Origin of the sequence: Thermus composti (genome assembly GCF_014647535.1) — a bacterium.
GTDB classification, from domain to species: domain Bacteria; phylum Deinococcota; class Deinococci; order Deinococcales; family Thermaceae; genus Thermus; species Thermus composti.
In genome coordinates, this window is sequence record NZ_BMPJ01000004.1 from 71037 (window position 1) to 96817 (window position 25781).

Sequence of the window (25781 nt, forward strand, 5' to 3'; positions counted from 1 at the left end):
TTCACCTCGAGGCCAGAAGGCCGTAGTAGGCCTTCAGGTAAGCGTGCTTGGCCTGTTCCCAGGAAAGCTCCGCCTGGAGGAGGGAAAGCTCCTCCTGGAGGAGGGAAAGGCGGCTGATGAGCCCCGCCTCGTACCGCTTCTGGGCCGCCTGGTAGCGCTCCTTGGCGGCTTGGTAGGCTTCCTCAGCGGCCTTCGCCCCTTGGAGAAGGGGGGCAAGTTGCCGGTAGCGGGCGCGAAGCCCCACCCCTAAGGAGGACTCCAGGCCCGAGAGGTTCTCCTCCAGGGTCTTGATCTGGTCCTCCAGGGACTCTATGTCCTTGCGAGGGGTGAAGCTTTCGTCCAGAAGCCCCCGCTGGAAGCGGAGAAGCTCCAGGGACTGGCGAAGCTCCAAGAGGTCGGCGTGCTCCTTAAGGAGGGTTTCCACCAGGGCCTCCTCGGGAAGGGGCGGGAGGGTTTGCACGGGCTCGGGGGTCCAGTCCCCCACCAGGTTGGCCAGGCTGGCCAGGGCGCTCTCCCGGCCCCTTCGGGCCAGGTCCAGGTTCTTTTGGGCCTCGAGGAGGCGGTTCTCCGCCTCCAGGACGTCCAGCTGGGTGGCCCCGCCTCCCTGGTAGCGGATCCGGGCGGCCCTTAGGGCGAGCTCGGCCACGGCCAGGGCCTTCTCGGCGATCCTCTCTTGAAGAAGGGCCTCGAGGGCCTGGGTGTAGGCGGCCACGATCTCGTTTTCCGCCTGGGCCAGGGCCCGCTTAAGCCGGGCCTCGGCCAAGGCCAGGGCCTGGCGGGCCTGGAGCTCTCCTAAGGCGGTGCGCAAGGGGTCCTGGAGGGTCCTTTGCAACTCCTTGTTCCGGGTCTCGTAGGTAAGCCGGGCGGTGGCCACCCCCGTGGCCTCCGGGGCCTTCTTGAGGGCCTCAGGCAGGGGTTGGGCTAGGGCCGGGATCAAAAGGGCGAGGGCCAAGACGCTCCGCTTCACTGCGCCACCTCCTTGAGAATCTCTCCGTAAAACCGGTAAAGCTCCATAAGGGCGTTCCTGTGGTTGTTTTGGGCCTGCAAGCGGGCGAGCTCCGCCTGCAAAAGGTTTAGCTCCGCCCGCTTCACCCCAAGAAGGCTTTCCAAGCCTAGGGCCTGCCGGGTCCTGGCCTCCTCCAGGGCCTTTTGCGCCGCGGCGTAGCGGGCTTCGGCCAGGGCCAGGGCGGACTGGGCGGTTTTTAGATTGTGTTCCAAGGTATCCCCCTCCAGGGCGGCCTGCTCCTCCGCCGCCCTAAGGGCCTCCTGGGCCGCCTTCACCTGGGCCTGGGACGCCTCGTAGGCGGCGAAGAGGCCGGGGGACAGGGTGAGGGAGAGGGTAAGCCTGAGCTCCTCCTTGGTCTCGTACTGGCCCGCGTTGGGGATGACGGTGGGTTGGCGGGCGGGGTCCTGGCGGGTGTAGGCCAGGGTGGGCTTGAGATCGCGGCTCGTGAGGCTAAGGGAGAGGGTCTCGTTTCCCGAGGGGTAGAGGTTGAGGCTTCCCTGGAGGGTGGGGAGGAGGTTTCTCAAGGCGGCTCCCTCCCCGATGCGGGCCTCGGCCAGGTTCAGGCGGGCCTCCTCCAGGGAAAGGGGGGTCTTCCCCTGGGGCGGAGGGATCTCGGGAAGGGGGGCTTTTGGGTCCACAAGCCCTTCCGCCGCCTTTTGGGCGAGGGCCAGGCCCCGCCTGGCCTCTTCCAGGCGGTTTTCCGCTTCCCTAAGGGAAAGCTCCGCTTCCCGAAGCTCCTGGGGGTTGGCCTGGCGCTTCTGGGCGGCCTCGAGGGCGAGCCTGGCCAGTTCCACCCCCTTCTCGGCGATCCTCACCCCAAGGAGGGCCTCCTGGTAGCGCCCGTGGGCGGCCACCGCCTGGGCCTGGAGGGCGGTGAGGGTCCTGCGGTAGGCGAGCTCCGCCCGCCTTAGGGCGATCCGGGCCCTTTCCAGGGCGTCGGCCCCGTCCCCGAAGGGGAAGGGGTTCAGGACCAGGGCCAGGGTGAGGGCCTTGCCGTCCTCGGGGAGGCTTTGGCAGAGGGCTTCCGGGGTGCAGGTGTAGCTGAGGCGGGCGTAGTTCCCCTGGACGTTCAGGGCTAGAGGGGAGGCCTGGGCCTCGAGGCCCTTTTGGGCCGCCAGGAGGTAGGCCTCCGCCTGCTTGCGCAAGGGGTGGTCCTTTAAGGGGGCGAAGGCGCTTTGGGCCAGGGCCGGGAGGAGGAAGAGGACGAGGAGGGGAAGGACCCTACCCATGGGCACCTCCCACCAGGCGGGCGAGGATGTCCCGGAAGGCCCGGACTTCCTCCGGCGAGAGCCGGGCGAGCCGCTTGGCGAAGGCGTTAAACCAGACCTCCTGGGCCCTTTTCTGGATCTCCTGACCCTTGGCGGTGAGGCTTAGCCGGAAGCGCCGCCGGTCCAGAGGGTCCACCTGGCGCTCCACCAAACCTTCCCGCTCCAGGGCCGCCACCAGGTGGGAGACCTGGGAGGGGCTGGCCTCAAGAAGGGCGGCGAGCCTCGAGGGCGCGTCCACCCCTTGGGCCAAAAGCCCCAGGAAGTGGGCCCGCTGGAGGGAAAGCCCCTGTCGTCCCAGGGCCTCCTTGGCCTCTTGGAAGAGGGCGTGCATGAGGGCGTACCCCAGTTCGGCCAGTTCCCGCACCAAAGGGGGGGGCGGACCGTTCATGGCCCTAAAATACCCAGTTGGGTAAATAGTTGTCAATAATCAAGTAATAGCCCGCTCCTCCCCCAGGCGGTGGTGTAGAATGGGGCCAGGCGTATGGACAGACCTCCAAGTCGGCGGCTTCTCCTCTGGATCCTAGGCTCCCCGGCTTTGGCGCAAGGCGAGGCGGCTTCCCCGGAAAGCCCGTGGCTTTGGGCGGTCCTCGCCCTCCTCTTCGCCCTCTCCGCCTTCTTCTCCGCCAGCGAGACCGCCCTCACCACCCTCTACCCCTGGAAGCTCAAGGAGCTCGCCGAGGAGCGGGGAGGCCCCTTCCGCCTCATCGCCCAGGACATCACCCGCTTCCTCACCACCATCCTGGTGGGCAACAACCTGGTGAACATCGCCGCCACCGCCCTGGTCACGGAGCTCGCCACCCAGGCCCTCGGCTCCGCCGGGGTGGGGGTGGCCACGGGCGTCATGACCTTCCTCATCCTCTTCTTCGGGGAGATCACCCCCAAGTCCTTGGCCGTGCACCACGCCGAGGCCTTGGCCCGCCTGGCTGCCTGGCCCATCTACGCCCTCTCGGTGCTCTTTTACCCCCTAGGGCGCTTCTTTAGCCTGGTTTCCGGGGGACTACTACGGCTTCTTGGCCTCGAGCCCCGGAACACCCCCCTGGTCTCCGAGGAGGAGCTCAAGCTCATCCTGGCGGGGGCGGAGGCCTCGGGGGCCATAGACCCCCAGGAAGAGGAGATGATCCAGGGGGTGTTGGCCCTGGAGGACACCCCGGTGCGGGAGATTATGACCCCTAGGGTGGAGATGGTGGCCATAGAAGCCGGGGCCACCTTGGAGGAATTCTTGGAACTTTTTCGGGAGCACCGCTATAGCCGGGTTCCCGTCTACCGGGAGAGCGTGGACCACATCGTGGGCATCGCCTACGCCCAAGACCTCCTCACCTACTATTGCGAGGAGGACCTCAAGGGGCGGACGGTGGCCTCCATCGCCCACCCCCCCTACTTCGTCCCGGAGAACATGGACGCCTGGACCCTCCTCAAGGAGCTCCGCCGCCGCAAGGTGCACATGGCCATCGTGGTGGACGAGTTCGGGGGGACGGCGGGGCTCGTGACCCTGGAGGACGTGATGGAGGAGATCGTGGGAGAGATCTACGACGAGAACGACGAGGCGGAGGACGCCCCCATCAAGCCCTTGGGGGACGGGGTCTACTCGGTCCTGGCCCAGACTCCCGTGGATGAGGTTTCCGAGGCCTTGGGGGTGCCCCTTCCCGAGGGGGAGTACGACACCCTCTCCGGCTTCCTCTACGAGCGCTTCGGCCGCATCCCCGGGGTGGGGGAGAGCGTGGAGTGGCAGGGGTTCCGCTTCGTGGTGGAAAGCGCCGACCAGCGCCGCATCCACCGGGTGCGGGTGGAGAGGCTCGCCCAGGAGGGGGCCCGTGGAGAAGCTTAAGGCCTTAATGAAGGCCCACGTGGAGCGGGCCTACGCCCCCTACTCGGGGTTTCCTGTGGTGGCCCTGGTGGAGGCGGAAGGGGAAGTCTTCTTGGGGGTGAACGTGGAAAACGCCTCCTTCCCCCTCTCCCAGTGCGCCGAGCGGAACGCCGTGGCGGCCATGGTCCTTGCGGGGAAGCGGCGCCTGGATCGGGTGCACGTCTATAGCCCCAAGGGCCCCATCCCCCCTTGCGGGGGGTGCCGGCAGGTCCTCATGGAGTTCGGGGGGCCAGAGGTGGAGGTGGTCCTTCACGGCCCCGAGGAGGAGGTGCGCACCACCTTGGGGGCCCTCCTCCCCCTGGCCTTCCGCCTTTAGAGGCTTAGGACCAGGTTCTGGTGGAAAAACCCCGGGACCTCGAGGGTAAGCTCCAGCCGCCCCGTCCCCCGCTCCAGCCCGGGCCGGAAGCCCGTGATCTGGAGCCGGGACTCGCCCCGGGCGGGGAGGTCCGCCCGGACGCTAAAGCTTTGCCCCAGGAGGACCAGGCGGCCCTCCACCCGGAGGGGCAGGGGGTTGGGGTTTTCCAGGAAGAGGTTTACCCCGGCCCGGCGCACCCTTAAGGGCTCCAGGGGGAAGGCCAAGCGGGTGCGGAAGAAGGTGAGGTCCTGCCCCAAGGTCTTCCCCTCCAAGGCCACCTCTACCCCCTCGGGGGAAAGGAGGGCCCGGGCGGTCCTTAGGGCCTCCTCGGGGGTGAGGCGCACCGGGAGGAGGGCCTCGCTATCCCCCGGGGGGAGGCTTTGCCCTAAGGGCAGGACCACCTCCCCCACCCGAAGCCGTGCCCCGAAGGCGGCGAGGGGGAGGGGGAAGGGGTTCGGGTTGTGGAAGGCCACCCGGACGGAAAGGAGAAGGGCGGGCTTTGGGGAAAGCTCCAAGCCCTCGAGGCTCGCCCCCAGGTAGCGGGCCTCGGGGGAAAGGGGCCTTGGGGCGCAGGCGGCGAGGAGGAGAAGGAGAAGGGCGAGGCGCTTTATAGGACCCATCCCTCCTCCCTAAGCCCTTCCAACACGGGCAGGAAGCTTTCCCAAAGGGGGCTTTCCTGGGGGTAAGGAGGCCTCGGGTAGCCGGCGGGAAGCCCCAGGTACCTTAAGGCCTGCTTCAAGAGGGGAACCCCGCCTTTGGCCAGGAGGTCCCCCAAGGGGAAAAGTTTTTTCTGCAGGGCCTGGGCCTCGGCGAGCCTTCCCTGGCGGAAGTGGTCCAAGAGGGCCCGGTAGGCCCTTGGGGCCAGGTTCGCCGCAGCCAGGATCCCCCCTTCCGCCCCCAGGGCCAGGGCGGCCAGGAAGGTGGGGGCGTGGCCGGTGAAGACCCGAAAGCCCGGAAGGCGGGCCTGGTAGAAGGCCAGGCGATGGAGATCGCCGCTAGAGTCCTTGATCCCCCGGACGTTGGGGTGCCGGGCCAGGGCCTCCACCGCGGCCAGGGGCAGGTCCACCTTGGTGTTCTGGGGCACGTGGTAGAGGAAAAGGGGCATGGCCTCGGCCAGGGCCTCGTAGTAGCGGAGAAGGCCATCCCCGAGGCTTCCGTGGTAGTACCGGGGCGGGGTGGTGAGGAGGGCCAGGGCCCCCGCCTCCTGGGCCTCGAGGAGGGCCCTTTGGGCCTGGGGCAGGGTCTCCTCCATGAGGCCCACCAGGAAGGGCTTCTTGGGGCTTAGCGCCTTGAGCCCTTTGGCCCTTTCCTCGGGGGAGAGGTGGACGCCCTCCCCGTTGGACCCGTAGACCAGAAGCCCATCCACCAGGGGTTCCAAGGCCTCGGCCAGGGCCCTAAACGCTTCCGTGTCCAGCCTGCCTTCCCGGTCAAAGGGGGTGGGGATGGGGGGTAGGATCATGCCGGCCTCCTTAAAGCACCGATCCAGAGGAGAAGGTGGATCCCGTAGGCCAAGAGGAGGTAGGCGGGCTCCCCTTGGAGGAAAGCCCAGAACCCGTAGGCGGCAAGGAGCAGGAGGACCGCCCCAAGCCCCGAGGAAAACCCTAGGCTTCCTGGGAGGAGAAGGCGCACCAGCCGGGACCAGAGGGCGGGCGGCGCGCCCTTAGGCCTGGGGAGGAAGAAGGCCAGGAGATGGTAGACCAAGAGGAGGAAAAGGGTGAGAAAGGCCCAGACCCTGGCCCCTTGGGGCAGGGGGAGGGAGAGGCCCAGAAAGCCCCGCAGGGGGTCTTCCAGGAAGCGGGTCCAGGCCACCTGGAGAAGGGTTAGGTAGAGGGTCCGGGCCGAGGGGCCGGGCGTCCTCTCCCCCCAGGGGTCGGTCCCGAGGCCCAGCGCGGCCCGGACGCCCCCGTCCCAGGGGGCCTTGGCGTAGGCCTCGGCCGCCTTGCCCTTCAGGGCCAGGGCGAAGGGCAGGCCGCTTGCCCCAAGAAGGGCTGCCGCCTCCTTGGGGGCCTCGGAAAGGAGGGCGTAGCCCAGGTGGGCCTTAACGGCGGGAAGGGCGGGAAGGCCCCGCAGGAAGTCCTGGGCGGCCTCGGTGGCCAGGGTGCCCCGGTCCAGGGGCGGGGCGAAGAGGGCCTCCCGGGCCCTCTGGTCTAGCCCGTAGAGGAGGACCCCGCCCACGAGGAGAAGGAGAAGCCCTAAGGCCAAGGCCCGCTCCCCCAAGGAGGCGTAGGCCAGGGTGAGGTGCCTTAGGCGGAGGAGGGGGTGGCGGAAAAACCCCCTAAGGAACCCGCCCACGGGCTTCAGGTCCCTAAGCTGGGCGGGGAGGTAGAGGAGGAAGAGGTAGAGGAGAAGGGCCAGGTAGGCCACGGCCAGGGTCCCCAGGGCAAGCCGCCCCTCTGGGAGGGCCGGGGGGAGCCAGGCCTTTAGCCACCCCAGGGCCTCCCGGTAGCGCAGGGCCTCCTCGGGGTGGCCTTGGGCCTCGAGGGCCTCGGCCACTTCATGGAAAAACTCCAGTGAGTTTGGGAAGAGGGGGGTGGCGGCAAGGAGGGTCTCTGCCAGGGCCCGGGCCCTTTCCGGGTCCTCCCGGAGGAGGGCCCGGGCGGCCTCCGCCATGCGGACCACCCCTTCCTGGCCGTGGAAAAGCTCCGGGCGGTGGCCCCGTCCCCTTAGGCTTTCCCGGTAGGCGGCGAGGTCTTCCGGGGTGAGGTCCTTGGGGTCTAGGGCCCAGTAGGCGAAGTAGGGCCAGGGCCTTGGTGGTTGGAAGAAGTCCAGGAGGGGTTTCAAGGAGGCCAGGTCCTCCTCCTTTCCTTCAAAGGGGAGGGGAGGGAAGGGGAGGGCTAGGGTCCTTCCCGTTTCCAAAAGGGCCTCGGGCCCCGGCCTTAGCTCCTTGATGCGGGCCGGGGCGAAGTGGAAGCGTAGGCCCTCTCCCTCCAGGCCCGCCTCCACCACCAAAAGCCCCTGGGCCACGTAGACCCGGTTTCCCTCCACCAAAGGCCCAAGCCAGTCCCCGGGCGGCAGGGGGACGAGGCCCCAGGGGAGCCTTAGCCCATCGGGGGTGAGGCTTGGGGGCTCGGGGGGGAGGACCTGGAAGCGGGCCTCCAAAGGCCCCGAGGGCAGGGAGAGGACCAGGCGGTAGTGGCCGGGGTCCTTGGGGGTGAGGGTGAGGGAGAAGCGGCCTTCTCGGACCTCCACCTCCAGGGTCTCCGTCCCGTGGGGACCCTCTAGGAGGAGGGGGAAGCGGCCCTGGGGCAGGTTTTCGCCCTCGAGGACCAAGGGCTCTCCCGCCGGGGCCCTTTCGGGGAGGCGGAGGGTCTGCGCCAGGGCCCAGGAGGCTAGGGCCAAGAGGACCATCAGGGCGCGCATGGCGGTATTCTACAACCGTGGGACTCTTGGACATGATCGGCCCGGTGATGGTGGGGCCCTCCTCCAGCCACACGGCGGGGGCCTGCCGCCTGGCCCTCCTCGCCCGCTACCTCCTCGGGGAGAAGCCCAAGCGGGTGGAGTTCGGCCTCCACGGCTCCTTCGCCAAGACGGGCAAAGGCCACGGCACCCACCTGGCCCTGGTGGCGGGGGTTTTGGGCCTTAAGCCCGACGACGAGAGGCTAAAGGAGAGCCTTTCCCTGGCGGAGCGGGAGGGGGTGGAGGTGGTCTTCAAGGAGGTGGAGCTAGGGGACGTCCACCCCAACACGGTGCGGATGGCCTTGGAGGGGGAGAAGGAGCGCCTCGTGGTCACGGGAAGCTCTTTGGGCGGGGGGGTGGTTCGGGTTTTTGACGTGGACGGGTTTGAGGTGCGGATCACGGGGAGCGCCCCCACCCTGGTGGTGAAGAACGTGGACACCCCCGGGGTGGTGGCCCGGGTAGCCCGCATCCTGGCGGACGACGAGGTGAACATCGCCTACCTCACGGTAAGCCGCAAAAAGCGGGGCGGGGAGGCCATGATGAGCATTGAGATGGACCGCCCCCTCACGGAAAAGCCCCTGGAGTACCTGGCCTACCTCTCCTACATCCTCTGGGTGCGGCAGATCCCCCCGGTCATGGATTAGGCGGCGGGAAGCCTTAGGGCCAGGCAGGCCCCGCCCAGCGCCCCTTTGGCCTCCTCCAGCCGCCCCCCGTGGGCCTCGGCCACCCGTTTGGCGGTGTGGAGGCCTAGGCCGCTACCCCCCCGGTTGCCCGGCCCCTGGCGGAAGGGTTGGGCCAGGACCTCGAGGGGCAGGGGAAGCCCGGGGCCGTCGTCCTCCACCCGGAGGCACCCCGGGGCCACCTCCACCCGGACCCGGGTTCGCGCGTGGCGCAGGGCGTTTTCCAGGAGGTTGGCCAGGGCCCGCTCCAGGAGGGTCCGCTCCCCCCGGGCAAGCCCCGCCCCCGCCACTTCCAGCCGCACCCCCCGCCTTTCGGCCTCCTCCCGGTAGCGGAGGAGGAGGTCTTCCGCCAGGGCCCTGAGGTTCAGGGTCTCGCCCCGGGGCGGGCGGGCCTCGAGGCGGGAGAGGGTGAGGAGGTTTTCCACCAGGACGAGGCCCTGGGAGAGTTCCTTCCGGAGGCGGCTTAAGAGCCCTACCCGCTTTTCCTTGCCCAAGTGGTCGGCCCCTTCCAGGTATTCCAGGGCCCGGATGGCGGAAAGGAGGGGGGTCTTTAGGTCGTGGGCCAAGGCGGCGTAGAAGGCTTCCCGGGCCTCCAAAAGCGCCCTCAGGCGGTCTAAAAGCTCGGCGAAGCGGGCCCTTAGGAGGGCCACCTCGGCGGGGGGTGGCTCCTTGGGAGGGGGAAGGTTGAAGGCCACCTCCTCCTTCCAGGAGAGGTAGGCCAGGGCCCGGGTGAGTTCCTCCAGGGGGCGGAGGAGGCTTTGGGCCAGGAAGTACCCCACCCCGCCCGAGACCAGGGCCAGGAGGAGGAGCCAGAGGAAAAGGGGAAACCAAGGCCCTTCCCTCAGGAGGCCCAGGGTGAGGACCAGGACCAGGTTGGGAAGGAAGGCGAGGAGGGCGATAACCAGGGCGAGCCTAGCCCTTAGGCTCATCGCGACCCGCCGAAAGCACCGCCAGGAAGGCTTCCTGGGGCACCTCCACCTTGCCGATGGCCTTGAGGCGCTTCTTCCCCTCCTTCTGCTTTTCCAGAAGCTTCTTCTTCCGGGTCACGTCCCCGCCGTAGCACTTGGCCAGCACGTCCTTCCTTAGGGCCTTCACCGTGGCCCGGGCGATGATCTTTCCCCCGATGGCCGCCTGGATGGGCACCTCAAAGAGCTGGCGGGGGATGACCTCGGCCAGCTTGTCCACGATGGCCCGGGCCATGGTGTAGGCCTTCTCCCGGTGGGCGATGAAGGTGAGGGCGTCCACTACCTCCCCGTGCACCAGGACGTTCACCTTCACCAGGTCCCCGGGCTGGTAGCCGATCTGCTCGTAGTCCATGGAGGCGTACCCCCGGGAGAGGCTTTTCAAGCGGTCGTGGAAGTCGTAGAGGACCTCGGCGAAGGGGGCTTCGTAGACCAGCTCCACCCGCTTCTGCGCCCCCGGGAGGTAGTTCATGCTGACAAGCCTTCCCCGCTTCTCCTGGAGGAGTTGCATGAGGTTTCCCACGTACTCTTCCGGGGTGAAGATGGTGAGCTTCACGTAGGGCTCGAGGATCTCCTCCATCCGCGTGGGGTCGGGGAGGTCGGCGGGGTTGTGGATCTCCACCTCCTCCCCGCTTTCGAGCCGCACCTTGTAGACCACGCTGGGGGCGGTGGCGATGAGGGAAAGGCCGAACTCCCTCTCTAGGCGCTCCTGGACGATCTCGGCGTGCAAAAGCCCCAGGAAGCCGCAGCGGAAGCCGAAGCCCAAGGCGGTGGAGGACTCGGGCTCAAAGGTGAGGGCGGCGTCGTTGAGCTTGAGCTTCTCCAGGGCGTCCCGAAGCTTCCCGTAGTCCCCGGAGTCCACGGGGTAGAGCCCGGCGAAGACCACGGGCTTGGCGGGGCGGAAGCCGGGGTAGGGGGAGGGGGTGGGGCGGTCCGCCAGGGTGATGGTGTCCCCCACCTGGACGTCGTGGATGTCCCGGATGGCGGCCACCAGCCACCCCACCTCCCCGGCGCTGAGCTTTTCCGTGGGCACGAGGCCCTGGGGGGTGAAGACCCCCACCTTGTCCACGGTGAACTCCTTGCCCGTGGAATAGATGCGGATCCGATCCCCCGGGCGCACCTCCCCTTCAAAGAGGCGGAGGTAGGGGATCACCCCCTGGTAGGCGTCGTACACGGAGTCAAAGATGAGGGCCTTTAAGGGGGCCTGGGGGTCGCCCTGGGGTGGGGGGATGCGCTTGACGATGGCCTCGAGGATCTCCTCCACCCCTTCCCCCGTCTTCCCCGAGGCGAAGATGGCCTCGTCGGCGGGAAGGCCCAAGACCTCCTCCACCTCTAGCGCCACCTCCAGGGGCCGGGCGTTGGGGAGGTCTATTTTGTTGATCACCGGGATGATCACGTGCCCGTGCTCCAAGGCCATGTAGAACTTGGCCAGGGTCTCCGCCTCCACCCCTTGGCTTGCGTCCACCACCAGGAGCACCCCCTCCACCGCCGCCAGGGCCCGGGAGACCTCGTAGGTGAAGTCCACGTGCCCCGGGGTGTCTATGAGGTGGAAGACGTACTCCTCCCCGTCCTTGGCCCGGTAGTTCACCCGCACCGCGCTGGCCTTGATGGTGATGCCCCGCTCCCGTTCTAGCTCCAGGGAGTCCAGAAACTGCTCCCGCATCTCCCGCTCGCTCACCGCATGGGTCAGCTGGAGGATGCGGTCGGCCAGGGTGGACTTGCCGTGGTCCACGTGGGCGATGATGGAGAAGTTGCGGATGCGGCGCTGTTCCATCCTTCTCATCCTCGGGGCTACCTGTGGGAAAGTCAAGGGCTTTCCCTTAGGCATGCGGCTTGACAGGCCCATGTCCCCGTGATAAGCTTCTTGGCGCTGGGGCGGCTAGCTCAGCGGAAGAGCGCTCGCCTCACACGCGAGAGGTCGTAGGTTCAAGTCCTACGCCGCCCACCAAAGGGCAGAACCCCCGGGGTTGGAGGCCTCGGGGGCTTTTTTGCGACCACCGGGAAGGGTCGTGTGTATACGGCCAAAATCCTTGGCGCGGCCCAACCCAGGAGATGGGCCTCGAGCCCAGGGCCGGGGGGTGAGGAGGGCAAGCGGGGCCTTAAGGCCCCGCTTGCCCTCCTTTAGGGCCTAGGCGGGCTTGGTCCTTTTCGCCCGGTAGTTCCTCCAGAGGACCACCAGGGCGCTCACCACGTAGATGGAGCTGTAGGTGCCCACGAAGATCCCCACGAAGATGGCCAGGGCGAAGTCCCGGAGGACGCTTCCTCCCAGGAAGAGGAGGGCCAGGATGGGGAGGAGGGTGGTGAGGCTCGTCATCACCGTGCGGGAAAGGGTCTGGTTGATGGAGCGGTTGACCACCTCGGCGTAGGGAAGGCCCCGTAGGAGCTTTTGGTTTTCCCGGATGCGGTCGGAGATCACGATGGAGTCGTTGATGGAATAACCCACCACGGTGAGGAAGGCGGCGATGGTGGGGATGGAGAACTCCAGGCCCAGAAAGCTATACATCCCCGCCACGATGGCCACGTCGTGGGCCACGGCCAGGACGCTGGCCACGCCGAAGGTCCAGTCAAAGCGGAAGGCCACGTAGATGAGGATGAGGCCAAGCCCCACCAGGACCGCCATGAGGGCGTTTCTGCGAAGCTCCTGCCCGATGGCGGGCCCCACGGTTTCCGAGGTGAGGACCGTGGCCTTAAGCTCTTGGGCGAAGCGCTTTTCCAGGGCGATCCGCGCCTCGTCCTGAAGGGGCGGGAGCTTCACCAGAAACTCCTTGAAGTCCGCCGTGGGGGCCTGGACCTGAGTGATCACCGCCTCTTTGGCGGGGAGGCCTTCCTCTTCCAGGAACCGCCTGAGGGTGTCCACCCCCACCTCCGGGGAGGTTCTTAGGGTGTAGGCGGTTCCCCCGGTGAAGTCAATGGAGTAGTTGAAGCCCTTGGTGAGGGCGAGGCTCCCGGCGACCAGGGCCAGGAGGAGGCTCGCCGCCGTGATGTAGCGGGCCGGCCCTATGAAGTCAAACCGGGGGTCCACGAGCCACATGGGGGGGCGGATCTCCCCCCGCTCCGCCAGGCGCTCCAGGAGGAAGCGGCTGAAGACCAGGTTGGAGAAGACGCTGGCCACCACGCCGATGGCCAGGACCACGGCGAAGCCCCGCACGGGACCGGTGGCGTACTGGTAAAGGGCCGCCGCCGCCAGGAGGTGGGCGGCGTTCACGTCCAGGATGGTGAGGGTGGAGTGCTTGAACCCCTCGGGGATGGCCTGGCGGAACCGCTTGCCGGCCCTAAGCTCCTCCTTGATCCGCTCAAAGGAGAGGACGTTGCCGTCCACCGCGGCCCCCAGGGTGAGGACTAAGCCGGCGATGCCCGGGAGGGTGAGGGTGGCCCCGAGGCCCGAGAGCATCCCCAGGATGAGGACCGAGGTGTAGAGGAGGCCCAAGGAGGCCACCAGGCCGAGGCCCACCCCGTAGTAGGCGAAGATGAGGAGGAAGATGGCCAAGGTGCCGATGAGGGCGGCCCGGATCCCCGCCTGGATGGCGTCTTGGCCCAAGGTGGGGCCGATGGCCCGGATCTCCGCCACCTCCAGGGGCACGGGCAGGGCGCCGGAGCGCAGGACGAGGGCGATCTCGCTCGCCTCCTCGAGGCTGGAAAGCCCTTCAATGACCGCCTGCCCCCCGGTGATGGCCTGGCGGATCACGGGGGCGGTGTAGACATTGCCGTCCAAGACGATAGCGAGCCGCTTACCGATGTTCTGCCGGGTGACCTCCTCAAACTTCTTGGCCCCTTCCGGAGTGAAGGTGAGGGAGACCTGGGGGCGGCCGAACTGGTCAAAGACCGCCCGGGCGTCGGCTAAGTCGGCACCGGTGAGGAGGGGGGGGCCCAGGTCCTCGGGCTTGATGAGCTCCTTTTCCAGCTCCGCCCGGTTGAGCCTGGGGTTTTCCCGGAGCATCTGGTTGATCTCGGCCACGGTGAGGCCCGTGGCGCTGTCCTTGAGGATGCGGAACTCCAGGACGGCCCGTTGTCCGATGAGCTTCAGGGCCCGGTCCTGGTCGGCCTGGGAGAGGCCGGGAAGCTCCAGCACGATGCGTTTCTGCCCTTGAATCTGGATCAGGGGCTCCGCCACCCCCAGGGCGTTGATCCGGTTCTCCAAGATGGTGCGGGCCTTTTCCAGGTCGTCCAGGGTGGGCCTGGGGACCTTGGCCTCCAGGACGATCCGCAGCCCTCCCTGGAGGTCCAGGCCCAGGTGGATCTTGGGCTCCTTGGGGGCCCAAGGTTTCCAGAGAAAGACCAAGGCTAGGAGCAAAAGCGCGAGGAGAAGGGCTCCGCTCAGGTTCTTCTTCATGCTAACCTCCTTTATTCCCAAAGGGCCTGATGCCGCAAGCGCCGCAAGGAGCCGGGCCTAGAGCCTAGCCCCCTTCCAAGAGGAGCTTGCTGTAGAGGAGGTAGAGCCTGGGCCTTTCCGCTTCCTCCTGGGGCGTGGGCCTAGGGAGGGGGGCGGGCCGGGGCCGGAGGGGGGTGGGAACAGGGAGGGCGAGGGCGGGGAGGAGGGGGCTTGGGGAGGGCTTCTCCTCCTTGAGGAGGAGAACCGGTCCTTGGGGCAGAAGGCTGGCCTCCTTCCCCGGCCTCGGCCCCGGGAGGGTGAGCCCCTGGAGGGCTAGGGCAAGGCTTAGGGCGAGGAGGCCTCCCCGCATGGCTTTAGGCGGGCACCTCAACCACCTGGAAGGCTTCTATGATGTCCCCCACCCGGAAATCGTCAAAGCCTTCCAGGCCCAGGCCGCACTCGTATCCCTGGGCTACCTCCCGCACGTCCTCCTTGAAGCGCTTGAGGCTGGCGATGCGCCCCTTCCAGATCTCCTGGCCGTCCCTCAGGACCCGCACCTCGGCGTTCCGGGGGATCCGGCCCTGGAGGACCATGCACCCGGCCACCTGCTTGCCCGTGGGCAGGCGGAAGATGGCCCGCACCTCGGCCTGGCCCAGGACCTCCTCCTTGTACTGGGGCTCCTTCTGCCCCTTGATCATGTTGCGGACCTCGTCCACCAGGTCGTAGATGATGCGGAAGGTCTTGAGGAGGACGCCCTTCTCCTCCGCCTTCTTCTTCACCGAGCCCGGCGGGTTCACCCCGAAGGCCAAAATGGCGGCCCCTGCCGTCTGGGCCAAAAGGACGTCGGACTCCGTGGGGGCCCCCACCTGGGCCAGGAGGACGTTGAGCCTCACGTCCTCGGTGCTCTCCTTGGCCAGGATGTGCTGGATGGCCTCGAGGGAGCCCTGGGTGTCGGCCCGGAGGATCAGGTTCACCTCCTTCTTGCCCTCTTCCTGCAAGGTGCGGAGGAGATCGGCCATGGTCCGGGGGCGGCGGGCCTTCTCCTCCTCCTCCCGGGCGCGCCGCTCCTCCTTCCGCTCCTCGGCGATCTCCTTGGCGGCCTCCAGGTCCGGCACCCACTCCACCACGTCCCCGGCGTGGGGGAGCTCCTGGAAGCCTAGGACCTGCACGGCGCTACCCGGCCCCGCCTCCTTGCGCTGGTTGCCGTCGGCGTCCATCATGGCCCGGATCCGCCCAAAGACCTCCCCGGCCACCACGTAGTCCCCCACCCGGAAGGTCCCTTCCTGGACCAGCATGTTGGCCACGACCCCCGCCTGCTTGTCCAGCTTGGACTCTAGGATCACCCCCTTAGGCTCGGCGTTGGGGTCCGCCCGGTAGTCCTCGAGGTCGGCGAGGAGGAGGATCATCTCCAAAAGGTCCTGCACCCCCTGCCCCGTCTTGGCGCTGATGGGGATCACGATGGCGTCGCCGCCGTACTCCTCGGGGACGAAGCCCCGCTCCATGAGCTGCCGCTTCACCTTCTCGGGGTCCGCCTGGGGCAGGTCAATTTTGTTGATGGCGAAGATGAGCTTGGTCCCCGCCGCCTTGGCGTGGGCGATGGCCTCCTCTGTCTGGGGCATGATCCCGTCGTCGGCGGCGATGACGATCACGGCGATGTCCGCCACCCGGGCTCCCCGCTGCCTTATGGTGGTGAAGGCCTCGTGCCCCGGGGTGTCAATGAAGACGATGGTGCCCTGGGGGGTCTTCACCTCAAAGGCGCCCACGTGCTGGGTGATCCCCCCGGCCTCCTTCTCGGCGATGCGGCTTTTACGGAGGTAGTCCAAAAGGGTGGTCTTCCCGTGGTCCACGTGGCCCATGATGACCACCACGGGGGGGCGCTTAGGAAGGCTTTTTCGGCGCTCTTCCTCGGCCAGCTTCTCCTGGAGGCCCCGCTGCTCCCTAACCAGCTCCCGCACCGCCTCGGCGTCTTCCTCGCTTAGGGTGGAGGCGTGGGACTTGTAAGCCACCCCCATCTGGTCCAGGAGCTCCAAGAGCTCCTCGTTTTTCATGCCCAGCTCTTTAGCCAGCTGGTAGATCCTGACCTTGGCCATGCATCCCTCCCAGATGCGCCGCCAGGGCCTCGGCCAGGGCTTTGGCCTTGGCCCCGGCGAAGCGCCTTAGCTTCTTCTCCTTCCAGCACTCGGGGTTGTCGGGGCAGACGTAGGCCCCGCGCCCCGGGCGCTTGCCGCTTGGGTCCAGCACGAACCCTTCCGGGGTGAGGAGGATGCGCAGAAGCTCCCCCTTGGGCCGCCTCCTGCGGCAGGCCACGCACATCCGGATGGGAACGTGCCGGCTCATTCGGAAAGATCCTTGAAGAGTTTCTCAAAGGCTTCCTTGGCCCGGGCTTTGCTGGCCTCGGCTTCCTCCTGGGCGGCCCGCCGCAGGGCCTCGTCCAGGTCGGAGATCTCCGCCTCCTCAAAGTGGATGTCGTACCCCGTGAGCTTGGAGGCCAGGCGCACGTTCTGTCCGCCGGTGCCGATGGCCAGGGAGTGCTGGTCCTTGGTCACCTTGACCCGGGCCTTCTTGGCCTCGGGGTCCAGCTCAATGGAGCCCACCTGGGCGGGGGAGAGGGCGTTCCTTATGAACTCCTTGGGGTCCTTGGACCAGAGGATGATGTCCACTTTCTCCCGGCCAAGCTCGGCGGAGACCGCCTGGATCCTTTGCCCCTTGTGCCCGATGCAGGCCCCGATGGGGTCCACGTTGGGGTTGTGGCTGGTGACCGCCACCTTGCTCCGCCGCCCCGGTTCCCGGGCGATGGCCTTGATCTCCACGATCCCCTCGGCGATCTCCGGCACCTCCTGCTTTAGGAGGTATTCCAAGAGCTTCTCGTGAGCCCGGCTCACGATGAGGGAGGGGCCTTTGGCGGAGCGGTCCACCTTTTTCAGGTAGACCTTTAGGCGCTGGCCCGGGTAGTACTTCTCCGTGGGGATCTGCTCGCTCTTGGGCAGGTAGGCCTCCCCCCGGCCCAGCTCCACGAAGACGTTACCCCGGTTGTCCACCCGGGTCACCACCCCGGTGAGGACCTGGCCTTCCTTGTCCTTGTACTCGTTGTAGATGCGGTTGCGCTCCGACTCCTTGAGGCGCTGGGTGAGGATCTGGCGCAGGTCCTGGATGGCCACCCGGGACAGGGACTCGGGGTTAATGGGGAATTCCATCTCGTCCCCCACCTGCACCTCCGGGTCGTACTGGAGGGCCTCGGCCAGGGCGATCTCCTTGTCGGGGTCCTCCACCTTCTCCACCACCCGCCGGACCTCCACCATCTCAATGCGGCCCGTCTGGGGGTCTATGTAGACGTCCACCTCGGGCCCCTTGCCGGCGTCAATCTCCTCTTTTTTGTAGCCTTTTTGTCTTTTTATGTAGGCCTTGCGCAGGGCTTCCTTGAAGGCCTCGAGGATCTCCTCGGTGCTCACGCCCCGCTCCAGGGCCAGCTGCTGCATGGCTTCCACGAACTCCCGGTTCATGCTTCCTCCTACCTAGGCTCCTCGGGCCACTCGGCGAGGTTGGCGCGGAAGGTGCCGATCCTAAGGCGCTTCTCCTCGAGGCCCACCTGGAAGACCACCTCTTCCCCCTCCACCCGGAGGATCCTCCCGGTGAAGCCTCCGGGGCCTTGGACCTTGGCTTTGAGCCCTTGGAAGCGCTCAAAGTGGCGGCGGGTGAAGAGGGGGCGTTTGGGCCCGGGGGACTCCACCAAGAGCTTGTAGCTTCCCGGGATGGGGTCTTCCCGGTCCAAAACCGCCTCTATGGCCCGGCTCGCCGCTTCCAGGTCGGAAAGGCGGATGGGCTTTTCGTCCTTGCGGTCAAGCCGCACCAGGACCTCCCCGGGGGCCTCCCGGACCTCGAGGACCTCCAGGTCCAAAGGGGCCACCGCCTCCTCCACAAGCCGCCAAAGGTCCACCGTGCACCTCCCTCTGCGCCAACCTCCACAAAGGAAGGGTGGGCTTACACCCACCCCCCTCCCTTGGGAGCACTGGCCTAAGTTTACACCCGAAAACCCCTTGACTACAAGCCCTTTAGCCTGCTACACTCAAGGTTGCCGGTCCGAGCCCGGCCCAAACACGGGGGTGAACGGTCTCGACGGGGGTCGCCGAAGGCGTGGCCGCGCGCCGAGGTGCGGGTGGCCTCGTAAAAACCCGCAAACGAATAAAGGCCAACAAGCCTGCTTACGCCCTCGCGGCTTAATGACCGCGACCTCGCCCGGAAGCCCCGCCGGGGGCTCGCCGGAAGCGGGGACACAAACCCGGCTAGCCTGGGGCCACGCCCTCTAACCCCGGGCGAACCTCTAAGAGGGCTCGCTCCTGGCCGCCCGTCCGCGGGCCAAGCCAGGGGGACACCCTAAACGCGGACTACGCGCGTAGAAGCCCGCCGTAGGGACCTTCGGACGGGGGTTCAACTCCCCCCACCTCCACCAAAAGGGGCGCCTTCGGGCGCCCTTTCCCTTTTGGGGTACACTTTTCCCCTCGGGGCTTGGTAAAGTGAAAGAGGTGCCTTGGGCACCTCCTTCGGGGCGGGGTGGAAGTCCCCACCGGCGGTGAAAGCCCGCGAAGCCCCTACTGGGGCCCGACCCGGTGGAATTCCGGGGCCGACGGTGAAAGTCCGGATGGGAGAAGGAGGGCCGGTTTGCGCGACCTGGACGAGCGTTTTCTGCGTAGAGCCCTGCAGCTTGCGGAAAGGGCCCGGGGCCACACGAGCCCGAACCCCCTGGTGGGGGCGGTCCTGGTAAGGGAAGGCCGGATCGTGGGGGAGGGGTACCACCCCAGGGCGGGGGAGCCCCACGCCGAGGTCTTCGCCCTAAGGGAGGCGGGGGAGCTTGCCCGGGGGGCCACCGCCTACGTGAGCCTCGAGCCCTGCGACCACTTCGGCCGCACCCCCCCTTGCTCCCTGGCCCTTTTGGAGGCCGGGGTTTCCCGGGTGGTGGTGGCGGCCCGGGAGGAAAACCCCCTGGCCCGGGGGGGGCTTGACCGGCTGCGGGCGGGGGGGGTCCAGGTGGAGGCGGGCCTTCTGGAAGAGGAGGCCCGGGCCCAGAACGAGGTCTTCTTCACCGTGCAGAAAAAGGGCCTTCCCTTCGTCCTCTGGAAGGCGGCCCTCACCCTGGACGGGAAGGTGGCCGCCCCTTCGGGGGATGCCCGCTGGATCTCCTCGGAGGCGAGCCGCCGCGTGGCCCACGCCTACCGGCAGTGGCTTCCCGCCGTGATGGTGGGGGTGGGGACCGTCCTAAAGGACGACCCCGCCCTCACCGTGCGCCACCCCGACTTCCGCCCTTTTCCCCACATGCTGGAGCCCCCGCCCCTCCGGGACCCCTTGAAGGTGGTCCTGGACACCGAGGCCAGGACCCCGCCCACGGCCCGCCTCTTCCAAAGGGGCCCGAGGGGGGAGCCCGCCCGGGTCCTGGTCTTCGTGGGGGAGGGGGCCTCGAGGGCGCGGGTTTCGGCCTTGGAGGAGGCGGGGGCCCGGGTGGTGGCCCTCCCCCGGGAAGGGGGGCGGGTGGACCTGGAAAGGGCCCTGGCCTTCCTCCTGGAGGAGGGGGTGGACGGGGTTTTGCTGGAGGGGGGGCCGAGGCTTGCCGGGGCCTTTTTGGAAAGGGGCCTGGTGGACAAGCTCGCCCTCTTCCTCGCCCCCCGGATCCTGGGGGAGGGGAGGGGGCTTGCCGAGGGCTTTGGGGTGGAGCGGGTAGCGGAGGCCCTCCGCCTTCGCCTTGCCCGCAGGGAGTGGCTGGGGGAGGACCTCTGGCTTGAGGCCTACCCGGAGGGATAGATGTTCACAGGACTTGTGGAGGAAACCGGAGAGATCCTGAAGGTGGAGGAAGGGCCCTTCCTCCGGGTCCACATCGCCGCCCGGAGGGTGCTGGAGGACCTGAAGGTGGGGGATTCGGTGGCGGTGGACGGGGTCTGCCTCACCGCCGTCCGGGTGGACGGGGAGGGGTTCTGGGTGGAGCTCGCCCAGGAGACCCTCCGCCGCACCGCCCCCACCTGGCGGGTGGGCCACCGCCCCAACCTGGAAAGGGCCTTAAGGGTGGGGGACCGGCTTGGGGGGCACTTCGTCACCGGGCACGTGGACGGGGTGGCGGAGCTCCTTGAGGTGCGGGAGGCCCCGGGGGCCAAGGACTTCTACTTCCTTCCCCCCAAGGCGCTTGCCCCCTACATCGCCGAGAAGGGGAGCGTGGCCCTAAACGGGGTCTCCCTCACGGTGGCGGGGCTTTCGGGGGAGGCCTTTTGGGTCACCCTCATCCCCCACACCCTAAAGGTGACCAACCTGGGGGGGCTTCGGGTGGGGGATGGGGTGAACCTCGAGGTGGACCTCATCGCCCGGTACGTGGCCCGCCTTTTGGGGAGGAGCTGATGGAAGGGCTTGCCAGCGTCCAGGAACTTCTGGAAGAACTCCGCCGGGGCCGCCCCGTGATCCTGGTGGACGACGAGGACCGGGAGAACGAGGGCGACCTCATCATGGCGGCGGAGCACGTGACCCCGGAGTGGGTGAACTTCATGCTGAAGGAGTGCCGGGGCCTCCTCTGCGTGGCCCTCACGGAGGAAAGGGCCAAGGCCCTGGACCTCCCCCTCATGGTGGAGAAGAACCAAGACCCCCAGGGGACCCGCTTCACCGTGAGCGTGGACGCCCGGGGGACCACCACGGGAATCAGCGCCTACGAGCGGGCGGCCACCCTAAGGCTTCTCGCCGATCCCGAGGCCACGGCCCAGGACTTCCGCCGCCCGGGGCACGTCTTCCCCCTGGTGGCGAGGCCCGGGGGGGTCCTGCGCCGCGCCGGGCACACCGAGGCCACGGTGGACCTCCTGCGCCTCGCCGGCCTCACCCCTGTGGGCAGCCTCATTGAAATCCTCAAGGAGGACGGCACCATGGCCCGCCTGCCGGACCTCTTGCTCTTTGCCCAAAGGCACGGCCTCAAGGTGGGCACCATCGCCGACCTCATCCGCTACCGCCTGGAGCGGGGGGACCTTTACGTGAGGCGGGAGGCGGAGGCCCTGCTTCCCACCCGTTTCGGGGAGTTCCGCATCCTGGGCTACCGGGATACCCTCACGGGGGAGGAGCACGCCGCCTTGGTCATGGGAAGCTGGGAGCCGGAGGAGCCCGTTTTGGTGCGGATGCACTCGGAGTGCCTCACGGGGGATGCCCTCCACTCCCTAAGGTGCGACTGCGGCTTCCAGCGGGACCTGGCCCTCCAGAGGATCGCAGAGGAGGGAAAAGGGGTCTTGGTCTACCTGAGACAGGAGGGGCGGGGGATCGGCCTTGTGAACAAGATCAAGGCCTACCACCTCCAGGACCAGGGCCTGGACACGGTGGAGGCCAACCTGGCCTTAGGCTTCCCCCCGGACCTAAGGGACTACGGCGTGGGGGCCCAGATCCTCTACGACCTGGGGGTGCGGAAGATGCGCCTTCTCACCAACAACCCCCGCAAGGTCCGGGCCCTTTCCGGCTTCGGCATAGAGATCGTGGAGCGCATCCCCTTGAGGGCCGGGGACAACCCCTACAACGAGCGCTACCTTCAGGCCAAGAAGGAGAAGCTGGGCCACTGGATGGACTGATGCCCCCTTCCTTCGGGGGTAGCATGGGGGTATGCCCGCTTCCTTGGGGCTTCTTAGGGCCCTTGTGCTCCTTCTCCTCCTCCTCGCCTTCCTGGACCCCAAGTGGCCCCGGGAGGGGCGGGTGGTCTACCTCCTGGACTTCTCCCCTTCCGCCCGGGAAGGCGTCTTCGCCCTGGCGGAAAGGCTTCCCAGGGAGGGGATCTTCCTAGCCTTCGCCGAGCGGGTGGAGCGCCTTCCCGCCCCCACGGCCAGGCGGCTGGACCTGGGGGAGAGGACCGATATCCAAAGGGCCTTCCTCGAGGCCCTAAAGCTTTCCCCCGACCGGGTGGTCCTGGTCTCCGACGGGCTTTTCCCGCCCCTTGCCCCGCCTTTCCCCTTGGACGCCCTTTACGTCCCCCCCAAGCCCCACGTGGCCCTAAGCCTCCTTCCCCCGCCCTACCCCCTTTACGGGGAGACGGTGGGGGTGGGGGTGGTGCTGGAGGCCCCCCGCCCCGCCGAGGCCCGCCTGAGGGTGGAGGGGCCGGGAGGGGTTTGGACCCGGACCCTTCGGGTGGAGGGGAGAAAGGTCCTCCCCTACGCCTTCCCCCTAGAGGGGGAGGCGGAGGTTTGGGCGGTGGCCGAGGGGCCTTGGGGAAGGAGCGAGGCCCGCTTGCGCCTTGCCCCCGCCGACCGGGCCAGGGCCTTGGTCCTGGGGGACCCGGCTTTGGCCCGCTACCTCGAGGCCCAGGGCTTCCAGGTGGAGGAAGGGCCCTTCCGGCTTCCCCTCGAGGCCGACCTGGTGGCGGTGGGCCTTGGGGTCTTGGACCTCCCCGAGGGAGCCCCCGAGGCCTTGAGGGCCTACCTCCACCGGGGCGGGGGGCTCCTTTTCACCGCCACCCCCAGGGGGCTTTTCTTCGGGGGGTGGGACCGGGTCTTGCCGGAAGACCTGCCCCTGAAGCCCCTGGGCCGGGAGGGGGCGGCCTTGGTCCTGGTCCTGGACGTCTCGGGGAGCATGGAGGGGGAGAAGCTCTCCCTGGCGGTGGCCGCCGCCTTGGAGCTCATCGGCACCGCCACCCCCGAGGACCGGGTGGGGGTGGTGGTCTTCGCCTCCGGCCACCGGGTCCTCTTCCCCCCAAGGCCCATGACCCTCCAGGCCAAAAAGGAGGCCCAAAGCCTCCTCCTTTCCTTGCGGGCGGGCGGGGGGACGGTGCTGGGCGGGGCCTTGCGGGAGGCGGTGGACCTCCTTAAGGGGGTCCCCGGGGGGCGGAAGGGGATCTTGGTCCTTACCGACGGCCAGGTGGCGGACGACCGGGAGGCCCTCTTGGCCCTGGCGGCGGGAGCGGGGGCGGAGGTCTCCGCCATCGCCTTGGGGCAGGACGCCGACGCCCCTTTGCTAGAGGCCCTGGCCCGACGGGGCGGGGGGCGGTTCTACCGGGCGGCCACCCCTAAGGAGCTTCCCCGCCTCTTCCTAAGGGAGGGGCAGGAGGTCTTCCGCGGCGGGGCTTTGGAGGGGCGCTTTCCCGTGGAGAAGGCCCCCCACCCCCTCACCGAGCCCTTCGCCTTCCCGCCTTTGGAGGTCCTCCTGCCCGCCCGGGCCGAGCCTTGGGCCGAGGTCCTCCTAAGAAGCGGGGAGCGGGCCCTTTTGGCCCTGGGGGAAAGGGGAGAGGGGCGGGTTGCCGCCTTGGCCACGGACCTTTCCCGCTCCTGGCGGGACTTCGCCGGGGCCGCTCCCTTCCTCGGGGGGCTTGCCCGCTACCTGGCGGGGGCCGGGCGGGCCCTCGCCCTCTACGCCTACCCCGAGGGGGAGGGGGTGCGGGTGGTGGTCTTGGGCCGCCTCGAGGCCCCACGCCTCCTCGCCGGGGGGAAGGAAACCCCCCTCCTCCCGGCGGGCCCCGGCCGCTTTGAGGGGGTGGCCCGGGGGGAAGGGGTGCTCCTGGACGGCAAGCGGCGCATCCCCCTAAGCCTCCCCCTCCCGGGAGAGTGGACCCCAAGGGACGGGGAGGCCACCCTAAGGGCCATGGCGGAGGCCACAGGGGGGCGGCTCCTTTCCCCGGAGGAGGCGGGGCGGGGGGTGAGGCGCCCCTTGCCCTTAAGGCCCTACCTCCTCTTAGCGGCTTTGCTCCTCTTTCTCTTGGAGCGCTTCCTTGAGGCCAGGGTGCCCCGGGGCACACTCCGCGAAGGGGCCCCGGGCTAAGCTGCCCTTAGAAAGGAGGCGTTATGGACCGGAGGCGGTTTATCCAGGGGGCGGGTCTACTCCTGGCGGGGGGTGTGGCCTTGGGCCAGGCCTCGAGGCGGGCCCCCAAGGGGGTGAACGGGGGCGGGTTCTACCGGTTTGGCCTCGGGGGGATCACGGCGGTCATCCTCTCCGACGGCCAGTCCCCCCCGGGGCCCCTCCTCCCCAACTGGGGGGCGAACCCCGAGCTCCAGGAGGCCTTCCGCAGGACCTTGGAGGAGAACTTCCTCAACCCCGAGGCCACCCGCAACAACTTTAACCCCGTCCTTCTGGACCTGGGGGAGGCCCGGCTTCTGGTAGACACGGGCCGGGGCCAGGCCGCCGGGGGAAGGCTTCTAGACCATCTGGCCCTGGCGGGCTACGCCCCCGAGGACATCACCCACGTCTTCCTCACCCACGGCCACCCCGACCACATCGGGGGCCTGGTGGACGGGATGGGGCGGCCGGTCTTCCCCCAGGCGGTGCACCTCATGGGGAGGGTGGACCTGGAGTTCTGGCTGCAAAACCCCTCCCAGGCGGTGGAGCGGGCCCTCGTCCCCTTGCGGGAGCGGATCCGGCCCGTGGAGGACGGGGAGGAGATCCTCCCCGGGGTGCGGGCGGTGGCCTCCTTCGGCCACACCCCCGGGCACATGAGCCTGGAGGTGGTCTCCCAGGGGAAGAAGCTCTTCGTCTTCGGGGATGCCGCCGGCCACTACCTCCTTTCCCTGCGCTTCCCCCAGGCCTACCTGGGTTTTGACATGGACAAGGCGCGGGTGGTGGAGACCCGGGCCCGGCTTTTCCGTAAGGTCTCCGAGGAAAAGAGCCTCATCACCGCCTACCACTTCCCCTGGCCCGCCCTGGGCTACATTCGCCGGGAAGGGGAGGGGTACGCCTTCGTCCCCGCTTTCTTTGAGTTCTAGGGTGTGTGCAAAGATCACACGGGAAGGAGGTGACCCCCCTTACCCTGGGGCTATGTTCCACTGGGACGACGAGCTGGAAGGCCGCATCCGGGCGGAAACCGCCCATCACCGCCTCCACCAAAGCCACCTGGAAAGGCTTCTAGAGGAGGCCCAAAAGGAGATCCTGGACCTGCGCCTGCGCCTTTGGAACCTGGAGCGGGAAAACGCCCTCCTGCGCCAAGAGAACAAGGCCCTGGCAGTGGAAAGGGCCATCCCCGAGGGGACCCTCGCCCCGGTTAAAGCCCTTTTGGAGGAGGCTTGGTTGGAGCTGGTCCTAAGGGGTTGGCCGCGGGTGGCCGAGCTGGGGGAGCTTATCCACCAGCTGGAGCGTCTTCTGAACGCCCGAACCCCTCGCCGATCTGAACGAGAACCGCCTCCCCCCGCACCGTGAGGGTCTCCTCGGCGTAAAGCTCGGTCTCCACCACCACCTTCCTCCCCTTCACCTCCTTGGGCCGGCCCACCAGGCGGAGTTCCGGGCCCAAAGGGGTGGGCTTCAGGAAGTCCACCTTGAGGCTTGCGGTGACGAAGCGCAAGGGAGCCTCCTCGAGGCTCACCCCTTCCGCCGCCGCCTTGGCCGCGGCGGCGGTGGCGGTGGAGTGGCAGTCCACCAAAGAGGCCAAAAGCCCCCCGTAGACGAAGCCGGGGATGGCGGTGTGGTGGGGCTTTGGGGTGAAGCGGGTTTCGCTTTCCCCCCTTTCGGGGTGCCAGTAGGTCTCAATGCGAAGGCCCTGGGCGTTCAGGTAGCCGCACCCGTAGCAGTGGGCCCACTCCGGGGGGTAGTAGAGCTGGATGGCCTTCATGCGAGCCCCTGGGCCTTCCAGCGCTCGGGCACGGCCCGCTTCAGGAAGTCCACGATCTCCTGGGTGCTGGTGCCGGGGCCGAAGACGGCGGCCACCCCCAGCGCCTTGAGCTTGGGCACGTCCTCGTCGGGGATGATCCCGCCGCCGAAGAGGAGGATGTCCGAGGCTCCCTGCTCGTCCAATAGGCGCTTCACCTCCCGGAAGTAGTGCATGTGGGCCCCGGAGAGGATGGAAAGCCCTATAGCGTCCACGTCCTCCTGGATAGCGGCGGAGACGATCATCTCCGGGGTTTGGCGGAGCCCGGTGTAGATCACCTCCATCCCCGCGTCCCTCAAGGCCCGGGCCACCACCTTGGCCCCGCGGTCGTGGCCGTCCAGGCCCGGCTTGGCGATGAGCACCCGGATGCGCCGATCCACG

At 68.2% G+C, this 25781-nt stretch carries 25 protein-coding genes, 1 tRNA gene, 1 other RNA gene and 1 riboswitch; of the genes, 11 read left to right on the top strand and 16 right to left on the bottom strand.

Going from position 1 to position 25781, the window contains the following annotated elements; translation table 11 throughout:
• Position 1: 1 nt before the first annotated feature.
• The 3 genes from IEX93_RS02505 to IEX93_RS02515 are packed head-to-tail and all read right to left on the bottom strand — an operon-like array spanning position 2 to position 2662.
• The gene (locus tag IEX93_RS02505; protein WP_188846123.1) at positions 2–967 is read right to left on the bottom strand and encodes a TolC family protein; all 966 of its coding nucleotides are present in this window, start codon (positions 965–967) and stop codon (positions 2–4) included.
• On the bottom strand, positions 964–2235 hold the full coding sequence (locus IEX93_RS02510; protein ID WP_188846126.1) for a TolC family protein: 1272 nt from the start codon (positions 2233–2235) through the stop codon (positions 964–966). Before IEX93_RS02510 ends, IEX93_RS02505 begins: the two co-directional genes overlap by 4 nt.
• Entirely contained in the window at positions 2228–2662 is a 435-nt protein-coding gene (locus IEX93_RS02515; protein WP_188846128.1) for a MarR family winged helix-turn-helix transcriptional regulator, read from the bottom strand. Before IEX93_RS02515 ends, IEX93_RS02510 begins: the two co-directional genes overlap by 8 nt.
• Positions 2663–2755: 93 nt before the next feature.
• Here IEX93_RS02515 and IEX93_RS02520 point away from each other — a divergent pair, with 93 nt between their 5' ends.
• Positions 2756–4099, top strand: coding sequence for a hemolysin family protein (locus tag IEX93_RS02520; RefSeq protein ID WP_188846130.1), 1344 nt, complete (start codon positions 2756–2758; stop codon positions 4097–4099).
• A 7-nt stretch (positions 4100–4106) separates the two neighbouring features.
• The gene (locus tag IEX93_RS02525) at positions 4107–4454 is read left to right on the top strand and encodes a cytidine deaminase (RefSeq protein WP_371863145.1); all 348 of its coding nucleotides are present in this window, start codon (positions 4107–4109) and stop codon (positions 4452–4454) included.
• Here IEX93_RS02525 and IEX93_RS02530 read toward each other — a convergent pair.
• The 3 genes from IEX93_RS02530 to IEX93_RS02540 are packed head-to-tail and all read right to left on the bottom strand — an operon-like array spanning position 4451 to position 7853.
• On the bottom strand, positions 4451–5113 hold the full coding sequence (locus IEX93_RS02530; protein ID WP_188846134.1) for an LEA/WHy family protein: 663 nt from the start codon (positions 5111–5113) through the stop codon (positions 4451–4453). The two genes, IEX93_RS02525 and IEX93_RS02530, sit on opposite strands and share 4 nt — an antisense overlap.
• Positions 5101–5952, bottom strand: a complete 852-nt coding sequence (locus IEX93_RS02535; RefSeq protein ID WP_188846137.1) for a dihydrodipicolinate synthase family protein — start codon at positions 5950–5952, stop codon at positions 5101–5103. The genes IEX93_RS02530 and IEX93_RS02535 overlap by 13 nt, the downstream gene beginning before the upstream one ends.
• Positions 5949–7853 (bottom strand): hypothetical protein, encoded by a 1905-nt coding sequence (locus IEX93_RS02540; RefSeq protein WP_188846139.1) that lies wholly within the window; start codon positions 7851–7853, stop codon positions 5949–5951. The genes IEX93_RS02535 and IEX93_RS02540 overlap by 4 nt, the downstream gene beginning before the upstream one ends.
• A gap of 17 nt (positions 7854–7870) precedes the next feature.
• Between IEX93_RS02540 and sdaAB the strand changes: the two genes are divergently transcribed.
• The gene (gene sdaAB / locus IEX93_RS02545; protein WP_188846141.1) at positions 7871–8533 is read left to right on the top strand and encodes an L-serine ammonia-lyase, iron-sulfur-dependent subunit beta; all 663 of its coding nucleotides are present in this window, start codon (positions 7871–7873) and stop codon (positions 8531–8533) included.
• Here sdaAB and IEX93_RS02550 read toward each other — a convergent pair.
• Together IEX93_RS02550 and lepA are read right to left on the bottom strand one after the other, a co-directional pair.
• Positions 8530–9498, bottom strand: a complete 969-nt coding sequence (locus IEX93_RS02550; protein ID WP_188846143.1) for a sensor histidine kinase — start codon at positions 9496–9498, stop codon at positions 8530–8532. The two genes, sdaAB and IEX93_RS02550, sit on opposite strands and share 4 nt — an antisense overlap.
• Positions 9482–11314, bottom strand: coding sequence for a translation elongation factor 4 (gene lepA / locus IEX93_RS02555; protein ID WP_188846145.1), 1833 nt, complete (start codon positions 11312–11314; stop codon positions 9482–9484). Before lepA ends, IEX93_RS02550 begins: the two co-directional genes overlap by 17 nt.
• Positions 11315–11404: 90 nt before the next feature.
• On the opposite strand from lepA, the gene IEX93_RS02560 reads away from it, so the two are divergent.
• Positions 11405–11479 (top strand) — tRNA-Val (locus IEX93_RS02560).
• A gap of 180 nt (positions 11480–11659) precedes the next feature.
• Here IEX93_RS02560 and secD read toward each other — a convergent pair.
• The 6 genes from secD to rimP all read right to left on the bottom strand — a co-directional run bounded on the left by secD (position 11660) and on the right by rimP (position 17828).
• The gene (gene secD, locus IEX93_RS02565; protein WP_188846147.1) at positions 11660–13861 is read right to left on the bottom strand and encodes a protein translocase subunit SecD; all 2202 of its coding nucleotides are present in this window, start codon (positions 13859–13861) and stop codon (positions 11660–11662) included.
• A 64-nt stretch (positions 13862–13925) separates the two neighbouring features.
• Complete coding sequence (locus tag IEX93_RS02570; protein ID WP_188846149.1) at positions 13926–14210, bottom strand: hypothetical protein; 285 nt, start codon at positions 14208–14210, stop codon at positions 13926–13928.
• A gap of 4 nt (positions 14211–14214) precedes the next feature.
• Entirely contained in the window at positions 14215–15930 is a 1716-nt protein-coding gene (gene infB / locus IEX93_RS02575) for a translation initiation factor IF-2 (protein ID WP_188846151.1), read from the bottom strand.
• Positions 15899–16177 carry a YlxR family protein gene (locus IEX93_RS02580; protein ID WP_188846152.1) on the bottom strand — a complete coding sequence of 93 codons (279 nt, stop codon included), beginning with the start codon at positions 16175–16177 and terminating at the stop codon, positions 15899–15901. Before IEX93_RS02580 ends, infB begins: the two co-directional genes overlap by 32 nt.
• On the bottom strand, positions 16174–17340 hold the full coding sequence (nusA, locus tag IEX93_RS02585; protein ID WP_188846154.1) for a transcription termination factor NusA: 1167 nt from the start codon (positions 17338–17340) through the stop codon (positions 16174–16176). The genes IEX93_RS02580 and nusA overlap by 4 nt, the downstream gene beginning before the upstream one ends.
• A gap of 8 nt (positions 17341–17348) precedes the next feature.
• Positions 17349–17828: a ribosome maturation factor RimP gene (gene rimP / locus IEX93_RS02590; protein ID WP_188846156.1), complete on the bottom strand. Its 480-nt coding sequence runs from the start codon at positions 17826–17828 to the stop codon at positions 17349–17351.
• A gap of 108 nt (positions 17829–17936) precedes the next feature.
• On the opposite strand from rimP, the gene ssrA reads away from it, so the two are divergent.
• The 7 genes from ssrA (at position 17937) to IEX93_RS02625 (ending at position 24955) form a co-directional block, all read left to right on the top strand.
• Positions 17937–18287, top strand: a transfer-messenger RNA (tmRNA) gene (gene ssrA / locus IEX93_RS02595).
• A gap of 83 nt (positions 18288–18370) precedes the next feature.
• Positions 18371–18492: riboswitch (FMN riboswitch) on the top strand.
• A gap of 4 nt (positions 18493–18496) precedes the next feature.
• Positions 18497–19630, top strand: a complete 1134-nt coding sequence (gene ribD, locus IEX93_RS02600) for a bifunctional diaminohydroxyphosphoribosylaminopyrimidine deaminase/5-amino-6-(5-phosphoribosylamino)uracil reductase RibD (protein ID WP_188846158.1) — start codon at positions 18497–18499, stop codon at positions 19628–19630.
• Complete coding sequence (locus IEX93_RS02605) at positions 19631–20215, top strand: riboflavin synthase (RefSeq protein WP_188846160.1); 585 nt, start codon at positions 19631–19633, stop codon at positions 20213–20215. It begins immediately after the preceding gene.
• Complete coding sequence (locus IEX93_RS02610; protein ID WP_188846162.1) at positions 20215–21414, top strand: bifunctional 3,4-dihydroxy-2-butanone-4-phosphate synthase/GTP cyclohydrolase II; 1200 nt, start codon at positions 20215–20217, stop codon at positions 21412–21414. Before IEX93_RS02605 ends, IEX93_RS02610 begins: the two co-directional genes overlap by 1 nt.
• Before the next feature lie 31 nt (positions 21415–21445).
• Positions 21446–23587 carry a vWA domain-containing protein gene (locus IEX93_RS02615; RefSeq protein WP_229906078.1) on the top strand — a complete coding sequence of 714 codons (2142 nt, stop codon included), beginning with the start codon at positions 21446–21448 and terminating at the stop codon, positions 23585–23587.
• A gap of 23 nt (positions 23588–23610) precedes the next feature.
• Positions 23611–24525 (top strand): MBL fold metallo-hydrolase, encoded by a 915-nt coding sequence (locus IEX93_RS02620; protein WP_188846164.1) that lies wholly within the window; start codon positions 23611–23613, stop codon positions 24523–24525.
• A gap of 52 nt (positions 24526–24577) precedes the next feature.
• Positions 24578–24955, top strand: coding sequence for a hypothetical protein (locus IEX93_RS02625; protein ID WP_188846166.1), 378 nt, complete (start codon positions 24578–24580; stop codon positions 24953–24955).
• On the opposite strand, the gene IEX93_RS02630 is transcribed toward IEX93_RS02625, so the two are convergent.
• Both IEX93_RS02630 and IEX93_RS02635 read right to left on the bottom strand, forming a co-directional pair.
• Entirely contained in the window at positions 24876–25364 is a 489-nt protein-coding gene (locus IEX93_RS02630) for a PaaI family thioesterase (protein ID WP_188846168.1), read from the bottom strand. The genes IEX93_RS02625 and IEX93_RS02630 overlap by 80 nt on opposite strands.
• Positions 25361–25780: a cobalamin B12-binding domain-containing protein gene (locus IEX93_RS02635; protein WP_060384831.1), complete on the bottom strand. Its 420-nt coding sequence runs from the start codon at positions 25778–25780 to the stop codon at positions 25361–25363. Before IEX93_RS02635 ends, IEX93_RS02630 begins: the two co-directional genes overlap by 4 nt.
• Position 25781: the final 1 nt, after the last annotated feature.

Bases quoted from the DNA above. Each gene is read 5' to 3' on its own strand.
- IEX93_RS02510 (WP_188846126.1), bottom strand. From the start codon at position 2,235: ATGGGTAGGGTCCTTCCCCTCCTCGTCCTCTTCCTCCTCCCGGCCCTG.
- IEX93_RS02605 (WP_188846160.1), top strand. From the start codon at position 19,631: ATGTTCACAGGACTTGTGGAGGAAACCGGAGAGATCCTGAAGGTGGAG.
- IEX93_RS02530 (WP_188846134.1), bottom strand. From the start codon at position 5,113: ATGGGTCCTATAAAGCGCCTCGCCCTTCTCCTTCTCCTCCTCGCCGCC.
- IEX93_RS02615 (WP_229906078.1), top strand. From the start codon at position 21,446: ATGCCCGCTTCCTTGGGGCTTCTTAGGGCCCTTGTGCTCCTTCTCCTC.
- IEX93_RS02540 (WP_188846139.1), bottom strand. From the start codon at position 7,853: ATGCGCGCCCTGATGGTCCTCTTGGCCCTAGCCTCCTGGGCCCTGGCG.
- IEX93_RS02610 (WP_188846162.1), top strand. From the start codon at position 20,215: ATGGAAGGGCTTGCCAGCGTCCAGGAACTTCTGGAAGAACTCCGCCGG.
- IEX93_RS02630 (WP_188846168.1), bottom strand. From the start codon at position 25,364: ATGAAGGCCATCCAGCTCTACTACCCCCCGGAGTGGGCCCACTGCTAC.
- IEX93_RS02570 (WP_188846149.1), bottom strand. From the start codon at position 14,210: ATGCGGGGAGGCCTCCTCGCCCTAAGCCTTGCCCTAGCCCTCCAGGGG.
- IEX93_RS02620 (WP_188846164.1), top strand. From the start codon at position 23,611: ATGGACCGGAGGCGGTTTATCCAGGGGGCGGGTCTACTCCTGGCGGGG.
- IEX93_RS02525 (WP_371863145.1), top strand. From the start codon at position 4,107: ATGAAGGCCCACGTGGAGCGGGCCTACGCCCCCTACTCGGGGTTTCCT.
- lepA (WP_188846145.1), bottom strand. From the start codon at position 11,314: ATGAGAAGGATGGAACAGCGCCGCATCCGCAACTTCTCCATCATCGCC.
- IEX93_RS02550 (WP_188846143.1), bottom strand. From the start codon at position 9,498: ATGAGCCTAAGGGCTAGGCTCGCCCTGGTTATCGCCCTCCTCGCCTTC.
- IEX93_RS02535 (WP_188846137.1), bottom strand. From the start codon at position 5,952: ATGATCCTACCCCCCATCCCCACCCCCTTTGACCGGGAAGGCAGGCTG.
- IEX93_RS02580 (WP_188846152.1), bottom strand. From the start codon at position 16,177: ATGAGCCGGCACGTTCCCATCCGGATGTGCGTGGCCTGCCGCAGGAGG.
- secD (WP_188846147.1), bottom strand. From the start codon at position 13,861: ATGAAGAAGAACCTGAGCGGAGCCCTTCTCCTCGCGCTTTTGCTCCTA.
- infB (WP_188846151.1), bottom strand. From the start codon at position 15,930: ATGGCCAAGGTCAGGATCTACCAGCTGGCTAAAGAGCTGGGCATGAAA.
- IEX93_RS02625 (WP_188846166.1), top strand. From the start codon at position 24,578: ATGTTCCACTGGGACGACGAGCTGGAAGGCCGCATCCGGGCGGAAACC.
- IEX93_RS02515 (WP_188846128.1), bottom strand. From the start codon at position 2,662: ATGAACGGTCCGCCCCCCCCTTTGGTGCGGGAACTGGCCGAACTGGGG.
- IEX93_RS02520 (WP_188846130.1), top strand. From the start codon at position 2,756: ATGGACAGACCTCCAAGTCGGCGGCTTCTCCTCTGGATCCTAGGCTCC.
- nusA (WP_188846154.1), bottom strand. From the start codon at position 17,340: ATGAACCGGGAGTTCGTGGAAGCCATGCAGCAGCTGGCCCTGGAGCGG.